Origin of the sequence: Bacillus sp. PS196 (genome assembly GCF_037963555.1) — a bacterium.
GTDB classification, from domain to species: Bacteria; Bacillota; Bacilli; order Bacillales; family Bacillaceae; genus Bacillus; species Bacillus subtilis.
The window spans coordinates 1438434-1452751 of record NZ_CP150159.1 but is presented as its reverse complement, the minus strand read 5'-3'; the positions used below and the strand labels follow the sequence as shown (position 1 = coordinate 1452751).

At 43.3% G+C, this 14318-nt stretch carries 13 protein-coding genes; 2 read left to right on the top strand and 11 right to left on the bottom strand.

Translation table 11 applies throughout. The annotated features are described in order from the left end of the window. Window positions 1–10 precede the first annotated feature (10 nt). Window positions 11–712: a GNAT family N-acetyltransferase gene (locus tag NST79_RS07735; RefSeq protein WP_212060937.1), complete on the top strand. Its 702-nt coding sequence runs from the start codon at window positions 11–13 to the stop codon at window positions 710–712. Here NST79_RS07735 and splB read toward each other — a convergent pair. From splB to papB, 8 genes are all read right to left on the bottom strand, one after another. After that, complete coding sequence (gene splB / locus NST79_RS07730) at window positions 705–1733, bottom strand: spore photoproduct lyase (protein WP_003245173.1); 1029 nt, start codon at window positions 1731–1733, stop codon at window positions 705–707. The genes NST79_RS07735 and splB overlap by 8 nt on opposite strands. 77 nt (window positions 1734–1810) lie before the next feature. Beyond that, the gene (splA, locus tag NST79_RS07725) at window positions 1811–2050 is read right to left on the bottom strand and encodes a splAB operon transcriptional regulator SplA (protein WP_003218644.1); all 240 of its coding nucleotides are present in this window, start codon (window positions 2048–2050) and stop codon (window positions 1811–1813) included. 90 nt (window positions 2051–2140) lie between these two features. Continuing rightward, entirely contained in the window at window positions 2141–3853 is a 1713-nt protein-coding gene (ptsP, locus tag NST79_RS07720; RefSeq protein WP_003218638.1) for a phosphoenolpyruvate--protein phosphotransferase, read from the bottom strand. Further along, window positions 3853–4119: a phosphocarrier protein HPr gene (locus NST79_RS07715; RefSeq protein WP_003154654.1), complete on the bottom strand. Its 267-nt coding sequence runs from the start codon at window positions 4117–4119 to the stop codon at window positions 3853–3855. The genes ptsP and NST79_RS07715 overlap by 1 nt, the downstream gene beginning before the upstream one ends. Before the next feature lie 97 nt (window positions 4120–4216). Further along, on the bottom strand, window positions 4217–6316 hold the full coding sequence (gene ptsG, locus NST79_RS07710) for a PTS glucose transporter subunit IIABC (RefSeq protein ID WP_003244661.1): 2100 nt from the start codon (window positions 6314–6316) through the stop codon (window positions 4217–4219). Between the two features lie 228 nt (window positions 6317–6544). Continuing rightward, window positions 6545–7411, bottom strand: a complete 867-nt coding sequence (gene glcT, locus NST79_RS07705) for a ptsGHI operon transcription antiterminator GlcT (RefSeq protein ID WP_003218635.1) — start codon at window positions 7409–7411, stop codon at window positions 6545–6547. A 62-nt stretch (window positions 7412–7473) separates the two neighbouring features. Continuing rightward, window positions 7474–8439, bottom strand: coding sequence for a LacI family DNA-binding transcriptional regulator (locus NST79_RS07700; protein WP_212060934.1), 966 nt, complete (start codon window positions 8437–8439; stop codon window positions 7474–7476). 281 nt (window positions 8440–8720) lie between these two features. Then, on the bottom strand, window positions 8721–9815 hold the full coding sequence (papB, locus tag NST79_RS07695; protein WP_015715797.1) for a di/tri-peptidase: 1095 nt from the start codon (window positions 9813–9815) through the stop codon (window positions 8721–8723). Between the two features lie 165 nt (window positions 9816–9980). On the opposite strand from papB, the gene NST79_RS07690 reads away from it, so the two are divergent. Then, entirely contained in the window at window positions 9981–10184 is a 204-nt protein-coding gene (locus NST79_RS07690) for a hypothetical protein (RefSeq protein WP_014476643.1), read from the top strand. A 37-nt stretch (window positions 10185–10221) separates the two neighbouring features. Here NST79_RS07690 and pfeT read toward each other — a convergent pair whose 3' ends face one another. The 3 genes from pfeT to ykvU all read right to left on the bottom strand — a co-directional run bounded on the left by pfeT (window position 10222) and on the right by ykvU (window position 14256). After that, window positions 10222–12135 (bottom strand): heavy metal translocating P-type ATPase, encoded by a 1914-nt coding sequence (gene pfeT, locus NST79_RS07685; RefSeq protein ID WP_212060931.1) that lies wholly within the window; start codon window positions 12133–12135, stop codon window positions 10222–10224. Window positions 12136–12370: 235 nt separating this feature from the next. After that, window positions 12371–12868, bottom strand: a complete 498-nt coding sequence (stoA, locus tag NST79_RS07680) for a sporulation thiol-disulfide oxidoreductase StoA (RefSeq protein WP_003245444.1) — start codon at window positions 12866–12868, stop codon at window positions 12371–12373. 50 nt (window positions 12869–12918) lie between these two features. Then, window positions 12919–14256, bottom strand: coding sequence for a sporulation protein YkvU (gene ykvU / locus NST79_RS07675; RefSeq protein ID WP_041337667.1), 1338 nt, complete (start codon window positions 14254–14256; stop codon window positions 12919–12921). Between the last annotated feature and the right edge of the window lie 62 nt (window positions 14257–14318).

The following is a 14318-nucleotide window of genomic DNA, read 5'->3' as shown; positions in this document are numbered from 1 at the left end:
AAGGAGAGTGATGATCATACTAAAACAAATGTATGTGCATGACGGCAGAAAATTTGAGGCTCTGACCATTAGAAACTACACTGAGACTGACATCGAGAGGCTGATTTCTCTTCAAGAAGAATGTTTCCCTCCTCCGTTTCCCCAGGAATTGCTGTGGTCAGAGGACCAGCTTGCCAGCCATATCAAAACCTTTCCAGAAGGCGCTTTATGCGCGCTCATCAATGGCAGAATTTTCGGTTCCATGACTGCTCTTATTGTACAATTTGAGCCTGATTCTCCTGATCATACATGGGCACAAGCAACTGACAACGGATCGATTAAAAATCATGAACCTCATGGAAATACTTTATATGTAGTGGATATTTCTGTTTCTCCTCATTATCGAAAGCTTGGAATCGGAAAATGGCTGATGAATACGATGTATGAGCTGACTGTTGATAAGAGACTGGAGCGCCTTCTCGGCGGCTGCCGCATTCCTTTATATCATAAATACGCACACGAGATCAGCGCTGTTCAGTACGTTGAAGATGTGATGGAAGGCAGGAAAAACGACCCTGTGCTGTCCTTTCTCCTCCGTTGCGGGCGTTCACCTATTCGTGTAGTCAGCAATTATTTGGAGGATAAAGAATCATTGAATTACGGCGTTTTGATGGAATGGAAAAATCCTTTTTATAAAAAGAGAGCTGTTGATCACAACAGCCCGTTTAAGTGAAATATTCAATTTTCGCGTTAGGGAAAAAGGTATCAATATAGGATTCAAGTGCTTCTCGAAGTGCATGCTCTTCATCTTTCTGATAAATATATTTTCCGATCCCGTAACGGCCCCATTTATAACGGCGCTTTTCTTCATCTAATTCGAGCTTCGTCTTCGGATAATTTTTCTCTATCACTCGTTTGGCTGGTTTTGTAAAACGGTGTTGAATTAATTCAAACGTAATGTCATGTCTAACGTCCTGCGGCAAAGCGGCATCTAGCTTTTCAAACAGATGTCTGTATCCTTCTTCCCAGCCTTCATGAATATAAATCGGAGCAACAATAAAGCCTAGCGGGTAGCCTGCTTTTGCAACTTTTACTGCCGCTTCTATCCGCTTATCAAGAGGTGAAGTTCCCGGCTCAAAGTTTTTAATCACATAGTCGGCATTAATACTGAATCTGAATCTCGTTTTCCCGTTATGCTTTGCGTCTAATAGGTGATCGACATGATGAAATTTCGTTACAAATCGGAGCTTTCCGAGATCACTTTGGCCAAAATGTTCAATGGCGCGCTTCAGCGTGTGTGTCAGATGATCAATTCCTACAATGTCTGACGTACATGATGCTTCGAACCTTGTGAACTCTGGTGCGCGCTCCTTCATATACTTATCTGCCTGATCTAAAATCTCTTCGACGTTTACATAAGTTCTGATATACGGCTTTGATCCCATGGTTGTTTGCAGGTAGCAGTAATGACAATGCCCCATACAGCCTGTTGCAAACGGAATGGCATATTCGGCCGAGGGTTTGGATGAATCAAACTTTAATGTTTTTCGGACACCTATAACTAAAGTTGATTTCGCATTGCGATATTGCTGAAGATGATTTTTCCCAGGAATATTACGCACCTGATTGTGGGATGTTGTTTCTCTGATTTCAATGCCCATATTCTCAAATTTATCTTGTAATTCTTGGCCTAGCGGATATTCCAGCGCCCTCGGTTCTATATATACAAGCTGCGGAACAAATGGGTTCTGCATGATGCCACATCCTTTTCCTTTACTAACGTTACTTTTCTCACTAGGCGGAAAGGATATGAGTTGTAATGATTTCCTTGTTACTCATACGGATCAATATCAAACAGTTCTTTGTAAAGCGATTTAGCTTCTTCATAGCTTGCAAACACAGCATCGTCCTCTGCGAACGGATGATAGGTTTCATAAATAAACAGGGAAAGCTCGCCTTCATGGTATGGATGGTGCACAATTTCGGCTTCCTTTATGTGGGCTACATTGGCGGCGTGCGGATTTCTGTAGATCACATAAACAGTATCTCCTGCGTTAAATTGGTTTGACATACTATCCCTCCTAGCCATGTTATTGTGTCCTTCTATACCCTTACTTATGAAAAAAACCAGACAGGCCGGAGGCCGTCTGGTTTTTGTACATTACTTGAATGTTTCTTTTACGAACGCGACAACTTCTTCTGTCGTGCTCATAGATAAGATTTTCTCTTTGAATGACTCAGCTTCTTGTTTAGACAATTTGCTGATCTGTGTTCTTGCCGGAAGAATAGACGTTGCGCTCATTGAGAACTCATCTAAGCCTAAGCCGAGAAGGATTGGAATCGCAATCTCGTCTCCTGCCATTTCTCCGCACATGCCAACCCATTTTCCTTCTTTGTGTGCTGCTTCAATTACCAGTGTAATTAAGCGAAGGATTGCCGGGTTGTATGGCTGATACAGGTAAGATACACGTTCATTCATACGGTCAGCTGCCATTGTGTATTGGATCAAATCGTTTGTTCCGATACTGAAGAAATCAACCTCTTTAGCAAACTGATCAGCGATGACTGCAGTTGACGGAATCTCAACCATCATTCCGACTTCAATATCGTCAGATACAGCCTGTCCCGCTTTTACGAGCTTTTCTTTCTCTTCAAGAAGGATCGCTTTTGCTTCTTTGAATTCGTTAACTGTCGCAATCATAGGGAACATGATTTTCAAGTTTCCGTATGTACTTGCACGAAGCAGCGCGCGAAGCTGTGTTCTGAAGATTTCTTGCTCTTCAAGGCAAAGACGAATCGCTCTATATCCCAGGAACGGGTTCATTTCTTTAGGAAGCTGCAGGTAAGGAAGCTCTTTGTCTCCGCCGATATCAAGTGTCCGCACGACGACTGATTTTCCTTCCATACGCTCAAGAACCGTTTTGTAAGCATCAAACTGCTCATCTTCTGTAGGCAGCTGATCTCTTCCCATGTAAAGGAATTCTGTACGGTAAAGGCCAACTGCTTCTCCGCCGTTTTCAAGAACACCTTTTACATCATCAGGAGTACCGATGTTCGCTGCAAGCTCTACATGATGTCCGTCTTTTGAGACAGTCGGTTCATTGACAAGCTTCGCCCACTCAGCTTTTTGAGCCAAATAAGCATTATGTTTTTCTTCATACTCTTTTACAGTTTCCGCAGATGGGTCAATAATGACATCGCCATTGATACCGTCAACGATAACAGTCACGCCGTTTTGGATCGTGCCTGTAGCCGCTTTCGTTCCAACAACTGCTGGAATCTCAAGAGAACGTGCCATGATGGCAGAGTGAGATGTGCGTCCGCCGATATCAGTAGTGAATCCTTTTACGAACTCACGGTTTAATTGGGCTGTGTCAGACGGTGTTAAGTCTTCAGCTACAATAATAACCTCTTCTGAGATCATGCTTGGGTTTGGAATTTCGACGCCAAGCAGGTGGCCGGTTACGCGTTTTGTTACATCGCGGATATCTGCCGCACGCTCTTTCATATATTCGTTGTCCATAGATTCAAACATGGTAACGAACATAGAAGACGTTTCTTTTAAAGCGAATTCAGCGTTCACTGAATCAGTGCTGATTTTTTCTTTCACAGGGTTCAGAAGCTCAGGGTCACTGAGAACTAAAAGGTGAGCAGAAAAAATATCAGCTTTATCCTGACCCAGTTCTTTCAAAGCGTGCTCTTTGATTTTTTCGAGCTCTTCTTTTGAACGTGCAATCGCTTCATCAAAACGGCTTACTTCCGCTTCAGAATCAGAGATGTTTTTCTTTTCAACCGTTAAATCTGGCTCTTCAAGCCGGTATGCTTTTGCAATCGCGATGCCGGCTGAAGCACCAATCCCTTTTAATTCTTGCATTACTCGCCGAGTCCTTCGCTTTTCATTGTTTCTTCTAAAGCGTTAAGAGCATCGTTTTCGTCAGCTCCGGAAGCAGAGATTGTGATCTCAGCGCCTTTAGCGATACCTAAAGACATAACACCCATAATAGATTTAAGGTTAACTGTTTTGCCGTTATATTCTAAATTAACGTCAGCGTCGTATTTGCTAGCAGTTTGTACAAGAACTGTCGCAGGACGAGCATGGATTCCAGAATCTGCAGTTACTTTAAATGTTTTTTGTGCCATTTTTATCATTCTCCTTTTAACTTAAAGCTTAATTACTTCACAATATTATATCATACAACCGTACTTGTCATCTGACAAGCACGGCGTACTAACACCCTTATTTTTCAATCTTCACAATATCTTCTTGTTCTCTGTTGACTGAACCGCTTGCTTTAATGCTGACTGTTTCTCCTTCAGCAAGGTTTGTAAATACAATCGGTGTCATGAGAGATGGTACATTCGGTTTGACTGCATCCAGATCAACTTCAAGAAGTTTTTGTCCAGGCTCAACACGGTCTCCTTCTGATACGAAAGACGTAAATCCTTCGCCCTTCAGGCTGACGGTATCAATACCAAAGTGGATTAAAATTTCTCTTCCGCCGTCGGATTGCAGGCCGATCGCATGTTTCGTCGGGAACACATTTAGAATTTTTCCGCGAACCGGTGATACGACAATTCCTTCAGAAGGGAGAATCGCAAAACCGTCACCCATCATTTTCCCTGAGAAGACTTGGTCAGGAACATCCGTAATCGGGTGAATTTCCCCGGTAATCGGAGAAACGAAAACTTCCTCGCCGATTTCATTTTGCAGCGGTTCTGCAATCACTTCCTCAACCTGCTGGCCTACTTCCTCTTGAGCAGATGTTTTCGGTTCAGGTCTAGGCTTGCGTCCCGCAATAATGTCTTGCATTTGTGTTTTTAACCCGTCAGAACGCGGTCCGAAAATAGCCTGAATGTTGTTGCCGACTTCCAGCACTCCGGAAGCGCCAAGCTGTTTCAGACGGTCTTTATCAACCTTTTTCTGATCGTTTACAGTCACACGCAGACGAGTGATACAAGCATCAAGGTGTTTGATGTTTTCCTGGTCACCCATTGCCTGCAGAATCTCATAAGGAAGATCCCCTGCTTCACCTGTTTTCCCAGGTGCTGCTGTTTCTTCCGCAGCATCCTCGCGTCCAGGTGTTTTCAGATTAAATTTGCGGATGGCAAATCGGAATCCGAAGTAGTAAATGACCGCTAACCCTAAGCCGACAGGGATGACAAGCCACCATGCCGTCCGGTTCGGTAAAATACCGAATAGGAAGTAGTCAATTAAACCACCGGAGAATGTCATACCAATCTTAACATTCAACAGCTGCATGACCATGAATGAAAGTCCCGCAAACAAACAGTGAATCGCAAACAGGACTGGAGCAACGAATAAGAAAGAAAATTCCAATGGCTCTGTGATCCCCGTTAAGAAGGATGTCAAGGCCGCTGAACCCATAATACCTGCAACGAGTTTTTTGTTTTGCGGTTTTGCTTCATGATAAATGGCAAGCGCCGCAGCAGGCAGACCGAACATCATAAATGGATATTTACCTGTCATGAACGTACCTGCCGTTAACTGTACGCCGTCTTTAATCTGCGCCATAAAGATACGCTGATCCCCGCGGATGATTTCTCCTGCTGCACTCTTATAGCTGAAGAATTCATACCAGAACGGCGAATAGAAAATGTGGTGCAATCCGAATGGGATAAGCGAACGTTCAATCACCCCGAAGATAAATGCAGCAAGGGTTGGATTCGCTTCCACTAATCCTGTTGAAAAGGCATTCAATCCATGCTGGATCGGAGGCCAGATCACTAACATAATAAGACCCAGAATCAGTGCAGAAATTGACGTAACAATTGGAACGAAACGTTTACCCGCAAAGAAACCAAGGTATTGCGGCAGTTCAATTGTGTAAAATCTGTTAAACAATAATGCAGCTAACACACCGACGATAATACCGCCGAACACCCCTGTCGCCAGGGTAGGTATACCAAGCATGTTTACATATGCAGGATGGTTTTCCGTAAAGAACTTGGCTCTTTCAACTGAATCCGAAGGAATGGTTCCGTTTGCAAGAAGAACCGCACTCATGGATACATTCATTACAAGATAACCGATAATTGCTGCAATCCCTGCAACTCCATCACCGTTGGCAAGCCCGATGGCTACACCTACTGCGAAAAGAAGCGGAAGGTTATCGAAAACAATCTGCCCAGCGCTTTCCATCACACCTGCTACAAGCTGAACATTGTCATTGCTCAAGAAATGCAGGACCTGAATCATGTCCTTATTTTGCATCGCATTCCCGATCGCAAGCAAAATCCCCGCAGCCGGAAGGATCGCAACTGGAAGCATAAGCGCACGCCCAATTTTTTGAAGAACGCCGAATAATGCTTTAAACATAAGAATTGACCTCCTCTTTTTACTAGTCTGACCTTACAGCTAAAAATCATGACAACGAATTCACAGGCGTAAGTCTTCCAGTTTAACCGTTTACATTTGCCCTTTTACACAACAAAAAGGCATGAGCAAAATTGGGTGCGCAAAAGAACGAGAATGAACTTCCCGTTTTTTTCCCTCAATCACTCATGCCTGATCGAATCAGTAACACGTTATAAGGATAAACTGAATTTATGAAATTTTATTGGTTAATCGGTACAGATGAAGCGTCAGATAAACCGCTTCCGCCTCATGAACTGGTTTCTTCAATGTTTGCTGCAAGATTTTAATCAATTTCCAAGCTGTATTGTAGCATAGCGGATATTCATTTTTCAATAACAACATTAATTTTTCTGGTTCTTTAGTCGGTTCTTCTTTTTTAATTCTTTCTATTGTAAATCTGATATGTCGGATCAGCCGCAAATAGTTGACACTTTCCTTATTTACTTTCATTTGAAATGAGTCTTCAATCACCTCGACAAGCTGCGCCATGAGCTGAGAGTGCTGATTGACCTCGGACAGCGGACGGTTTGTCAACGCTGAATGGATATGCAGAGCGATAAAACCAATCTCCCCTTCCGGAAGGCAGATTCCCGCTTTTTCATTGATCATATCTATGACTTCTTTGGCAATTTGGTACTCCTCAGGATATAGTGACTGAGTCTCCATTAGAAATGGATTTTTCATATCAAATCCCTGCTGCTGCCTTTTGATCGCAAATGCGATATGGTCTGTCAACGCAATGTGAATATGTTCATTTAATGAGTGATTAGTCCTATTGCTTATGTGATAGATGACATCGTTTGAAATATCAACGAGCTTTTCATCAACATAGTCAAGGAGCTTTTTAAACTGCTTTTGTTCCTTCTCGTCTTTTAAAATGAACATTTTATCGTAGCCTTTATCTTCAATGACATCATCTTGTTTTTTTCCGAAACCAATACCTTTTCCGATTAAAACGACTTCGCTGTATTTATGATGAGAAGCAATTAATACGTTATTATTCAGTACCTTTTTCACTGTGAAGGACCCATTCACGATCCTCAGCTCCTTTGTCATTCAATACCTCATATCGTACATAACGAACAGAATGCACGTCAAACCTTTTTTCAATGCATTCACTAAACAGTCGATCTTTCGATGAGACGGTAATCCAGAACTTTCCTTTCAATCGGCTGTCCTTGAATTCTTTTTTCCAGTATGGCAAATGCCTGCTTTCCCATTTCCCTTGTCTGAATATCGATCGTTGTGATTTCAAGCGCTTGGCTGATTTCGTGGTTATCAACGCTTAAGATTGCAAGCTCATCCGGTACTGACACCCGCTGGTTCTTTGCTTCAAGAAAAAGCCCTGCTGAGACTTGGTCATTGGCAACAAAAATAGCCGTCGGCTTTTCCTTCCACGTATTCCATTTATGAAAAAGCGCCTTCCCATCATTGATTGTAATCGCTTTCTCAATTACCCAGTCTTCACGAAATGCCTCGCCGATCTCTTCCAATGCCTCTTTGTAGGCTTTGATTCGAAAATGGCTGTTCATGCCTTTTTTTCTTGCCAAACAGATGGCTATTTTTTTGTGCCCTTTGGCAATTAAATAGTCCAAGCCGTTCCGAAATGCTTCTTGGTGAGGAATGCTGATGGTTGGGAAGCGGGCATTATCTGAATTCTGGCAAAGCAAAATCGGGCCCTCCCATTCCATGAGTTTCTCATCAGCAAGCGCCTTTGAGCAAAAAATCAGGCCGTCAACCTGGCGCTGCTTTAATTGGGACAGCGCAAAGATTTCTTTTTGTACCTCATAGTTTGTTTGGAATAAAGAGAGGTGAACCCCGGATTCCGCGGCTGCGTCGGCTATTCCTGCAATCAGCTCTGCAAAATATGGCAGATTAACCGTCGGCAAGACAACACCAATCATGTTTGAAAATCCTTTCGACAAATGTACAGCGTGAATATTTCTCGTGTACTCCAATGATTCCATTGCCTCAAACACTCTTTTTCGTTTGTCTTCACTGACGTATGGATGATTGTTTATGACTCGGGAAACCGTTGTAACAGAGACACCGGCTTTTTCTGCAATGTCTTTAATATTAGCCATAGATTCCCTTCTTTCTAAATCCCCTTGATCTGGAATGCGTTTCATACAATATGATATGGACGTACCAGATATCTTTTTGTGTTTTAAGCTGAAAGGAGAAGATCACATGGGTTTCTTCATTTTAATTGGGTTATGTCTCACTGTTCTCGGTGGCAGCTGTCTTGCTGTAAAACCTCTCAACCAAAAACATGAAATTAAACCCTTTCGAACATTTGATGATTTTTTTATTTAATGCAGATAAAAAAGGACGATGTCGAGAACAAAGTCCTTTTTTATTTCTATTACGGCAGTATGATTAACTCCTTTGGATATTGGGTCAGAGCAACTGCTCCGTCCTTTGTTACGTGAACGTCATCCTCAATGCGCACGCCGCCGATCTCAGGCACATAAATCCCCGGTTCGATCGTGTAGACCATGCCTTCCTGCAGCAGTGTATCGTTGGCCTGGCTCATTGATGGATACTCATGGACTGAAATTCCGAGTCCATGCCCAAGCCGGTGAGGAAAATAATCACCATATCCCGCTTTTTCAATGATTCCGCGGGCAGTTAAATCCAGATCTCCGATTCTCACACCGGGTTTGCTTGCCTCAATCGCGGCTTTTTCCGCTTGAAGCACAGTCTCGTAAATGGCCTCCTGCTTCGGATTGATGGTTTTGTATGCAAACGTTCTTGTAATATCAGAGCAATAGCCATCAAGAATAACACCGAGATCAAATAAAACAAAATCACCTTTCTTCAACGTGGCTGTACCAGGATTTCCATGAGGCTGGCCAGATTTTTCTCCGAATAAAACCATTGTAGAGAAAGACATGCCCTGAATTCCTTTTTTCTTCAGTTCGTACTCAATTTGAGCGAGCACTTCCACTTCACTGATGCCTTCACGCAAAGCGGCTGTACCGACTTCAACACCGTAATCCGCAAGCTTTGCCGCCTCTTTCAGCAAACGAATCTCATTGTCATCTTTAATCAGGCGAAATTGATTGAGTGTTTCTTCTGCTGAAACAAATTGAGCCCCGCCCGTCGCATGCTTCAGCTGTTCTGCACGTGATAGCGAGATTGAATCCTTTTCTACCGCAAGCGTATGTATGCTGATATTTCGCTTTTTCAAGGCCTTCTCTATCAGCTCCCATGGATTTTCGTGATCCGCATAGCCAATGATTTCATGATTCCAGCCTGCGTTGCGGGCCTGTCCTGCTTCCATTCCTGGACAAACAAAGAAAGGCTCCTCTTCTTGAAAAATAAATAACCCCATTAATCTTTCATGCGGCTCTGTGTAAAAACCGGTTAAGTAAAAAACATTTTCTTTTGTATGAATAAATGCGGCAGTATGCCCCGCTTCCTTCAGCCATGAAGAGACGCGTTGTATTCTATTCACTTCTTGTTCCTCCCTGCCATTTGCAATGCATTGTTCTGTCTTCCATTGTAACAGGTTTTACCGGTGTTTGCCTTTCACGACGCCTTCATTTTCTAATGCATTTTATTTCCTGCTCCTCTTCCTGTATACTGACAGTAACGTTCAATCGCAGGGGGGTTGTTCCGTTTGCTGATGAATTTTTTCAGACGAAAAGCAGTTATGCTCTTAACGGTTTTGGGAATTTCCGCTCCTTTTATCGGGATGAAGATGGTGGGCTTTTATTATTACAGCTCTATCATAGGCTGTGCAGCGGGTTTCCTTTGCTGCATCCTCGCTCTCATCCTGGTTATGAAAAGATCTGATAAAGACAAAAATGAAGGGAAAGCTTGATACATAAAAAGCCAGCAGCCTGATTAGGCTGCTGGCTTTATTTTAGGAGTCTTAAACCGTTTAGTATGACTAAAATCGTGCTGCCCTCATGACCAATCACGCCAAATGGCAATTCCATCGCCTGCAAAAAGTTTGCACAAATCAGCAGGCAGATTACAGCTAGAGAAAACACGATATTTTGTTTGATGATCCTGTTCATTTTCCGAGACAAGCGGCACATGTTTACGAGCTTTTTCAAATCGTTTTTCATGAGGACCATATCAGCGGTCTCAAGTGCTACATCTGTTCCGCCGCCCATCGCAATGCCGACATCCGCCGCTTTGAGTGCCGGCGCATCATTGATTCCGTCACCCACCATTGCAATCGTTCCGAATTCTTCTTTTAACCGTTTGATTTCATTCACTTTTTGGTCAGGCAGGCATTCTGCTACGACAGTTGTCATGCCGGCTTCCTTGGCAATCGCTTGAGCCGTGTCTTCGTGATCTCCTGTCAGCATGGCCGTTTTAATCCCAAGTCGGTTCAGTTCTTCCATGACCTCTTTTGCTTCAGGCCTGATTTGGTCCTTCAGTGCGATACAGCCTGCTATTTGATCATCCTTTTTCACAAATACAATTGTATGACCGCTTTGAATGACATCGGATGCTGTTTGTTTCAAAAATTGTGCTGCCATTTCCTCGCCGATAAAACCTGCTTTACCGACCTTCCATTTCGCACCCGACACTTCTGCCATAACGCCAAACCCTGAGGTTTCTTCTATAGATATGTAGCCGAACTGATTCACGCCACGGCTGTCAGCGTACGCCGTTATGGCTTGGGCGAGCGGATGGCTTGATTGCGTTTCGATGGCATAGACAGCCTCAAGAACTTCCGCTTCACTGAATCCTTCTGCTATTCTGATCGTCTCTACGGCAGGCTGGCCTTTTGTTACAGTGCCGGTTTTATCAAAGGCGATCATTTGCACTGAGCCCAGCTGTTCAAGAAAGACGCTTCCTTTCACAAGCATACCGTTGCGGGCGCCATTTGAAATCAGGGACAGCGCCGCCGGCATAATAGAGGCGACAAGCGCACAAGGTGACGCGACAACCATAAACACCATTGCGCGGTAGAAGGTTTCACTCCAGCTCCAGCCCAGCGCAAAGTGCGGGACGAATAAAAGGAGCGCCACCGCAATTAGCACACCTTTCACATAAGCATTTTCAAATCGTTCGATGAAAGCCTGCGCGGGTGAAACACTATTTTGCGCTGATTCAACCAATTTGATAATTTTTCTGAATAACGAATCTTCATTTGCTTTCGTGACACGGACAGTCAAGGAGCCATTGCGATTCACCGTTCCTGTGAATACAGTGTCGCCTGTGTTTTTTTCTACAGGCATTGATTCACCTGTTAAAGCCGACTCGTCAAGACTTGTCGAGCCCGATTCAATGATACCGTCTGCCGCTACGCGTTCTCCAGGTTTGATCACAATCATATCACCGGCCTGCAAGTCTGAAACCGGAACTCTTTTGGTTTCACCATTGACCATCAATGTCGCTTCTTCAGGCTCAAGCTGCATTAAAGACGTTAAATCTCTGCTGCTTTTATTCATCGTGTATGTTTCTAAAGCTCCGCTTAAGGAAAAAATAAATATTAAAATAGCACCCTCTGCCCAGTATCCGATCAAGGCGGAACCAACGGCAGCGAAAATCATTAAAAGTTCTACATTCAGCGTTTTGGATTCGAGTGTTTCTTCGATTCCTTCCTTCGCTTTAGCAAATCCGCCGATCACAAAAGCCAGCAAGAAAAGTATTATGGATAATACCTGATATCCGGATAAGAGCCAGCCTGCCAAAATAAGAGCGCCTGATACAAGTGCTGCAATAAGCTCCGCGTGCTGTGCCCAGTTTTTTTCCCTCTTGTCTGTTTTCAATGGCTCATGCGGGTCGCGTTGAACGATAACTTGTTCATTCATATCGAATTCTCCTCTCTAATTGAGAACGTAAATCATCTTCATTTCTCTTATAAAAACAAAATCGCTGCCCAAAAGACAGCTTTATCGTCAGTTATTTCTTGATGTCTTCCTTTATTATAGCACGCACGAAGAGAATTTCAATTATAATTATTTTAATTTCTTTTTGATAATAATTATCATTAATGTTTATTCGCTTCTTCTCTATATGAAAAAAGCTGAGAGTCTATGCTCTCAGCTATTCTTCCGTCCATTCCTTCAGTTGTTCCGCTGTCATCGGGCCAATTTTTGTTTTTTCAATTTCTCCCTTTTCATTCAGCAAAAATGATGTTGGGATCGTAATGATATGATACTCCTTCATCAATTCCCCTTTTGAGTCAAGAACAATCGGGAACGTCAGCTTGTTTGCTTTAATAAAATCTTCAACGACTTGCTGATTTTGTTCCGAATTCACTAAATTCACCGTTACCAGCTTTACACTGTCGGATGGATGGGCATCATAAAACGATTGAAACTGTGGAAGCTCCTTTTTGCAGGGCGGACACCATGACGTCCAAAAATGGAGAATTGTTTTTTGCCCTTTATTCGGAATCGAGATGTCCTCCCCTTCTATCGTTTTCATAAGAAAAACAGCGGGAACAGCAGGCTGTTTTTCCTCAGCTTGTGCCGCACCTGGAAACCATGCAATCAACCCTAATAACATAATGTATATAGTAAGCAAGCGCTTCGTCAACATGGAATCTTCCTTTCATGCTTTTCAATTAGCTTGCCCCAGCAGTTCCTTTATCATCCTTCAATTCGCGGCGTTCTGGTCCCTCCCGTAAGAAATACGGATACCTTCAATGCTTTGCAGATCGTGGCATAGTGCAGGCTCGTCAAAAGAATCATGCCAGTGTTCATTCCAAGGATAATCCCGAGCATTTGCAGATTCTCCATTGATCCCAGTACATACATCATACTTAGCGCAATGATATGGCTCCATACATTGTGATAAAAAGCCTCTTTCACAAAACCCATCCCGATTAAGCACGCCTGCAGCGGCATGACAAACAGATGAAAGAGAAAGTAAGGCCACAACAGCTGCAAATAATACTGCGCTTCAGGAGAGTGAAAAAACAAATGCGTGAGAGGTCCCGCAAACTGGAACATGACCCAGACGGCAGGTATACCGTAACCTAATGTAATGAAAATCGACTGCTTCAGCCTTTTTAACACGATGTCATACTGAGAAAGTGCATAAGCTTCCGAAATACTCGGTATCATGACGACCATTAACGAATGGGCAATAAAAGCAGGGAACGACCCTATCGTCACAGCCACTCCTGCCAGCATTCCGTATTGATCGATCGCCGCTGTCCCGGCAACGCCCGCAGCCAAAAGAGCTCCTTTTACTAAAAAGGGTTCAATTGCATTGACAACCGCATGAAAAATACGCAGTCCTGTTGTAGGAATTGAAACAGCAAGCAGTCTTTTCCTTACATCCTTTCCGCGCAAATGAATGTGCTGCTGGCCGGATAACGCCCGCCTTGCCATGATAAATTGTGAATATAAATAAACAAGCACGACCACATCACTCACGACCAGAACAAACAAGGAAATCAGCACAGCCATGTCCAATTCAAATGAGTACCATTGAAAAAAGAGGAATAAGCACAAGAGCTGGATGATTTTTTTCAGCACATTGGCAATTGCGATCTTCCCCATTTTCTGCACACCCATAAAGTAGCCCCTGGCGATTGAAGTAAAGGCGACAACAGGAATTAAGCCGATGACAATCCCTTTAATAAACGGGTGGTATGTATCAAATACCGGAATAAACGGAAGCGCAATACTAGCGGCGGCAGTAGAAAAAGCAGTAAAAATGGCTGTCATTCTGAAAGCGTGCCTCAGCATGCTTTCATGAAGCTTAGGATTTGACTCGGCAATGAATTTAGAAATGGATATCGGCAGTTCCAGGCTCGCGATGACAATAATTAAAAAGATCGTGGGCAAAATACTCATGTAAAGCCCCATCCCATGCTCGCCAAGCTCCCGCGCCAAAATCATATTGACGACAAATTCAAGGCATTCAGCGAAAAAGGCGGCAATGGATAAAAGAATGATCCCTTTCACAAATCGATTCATGATGTCTCTCCTTGTCTCTTGTACTACCAACATCATATGAGACAAGTTCAAAAATTATTTTA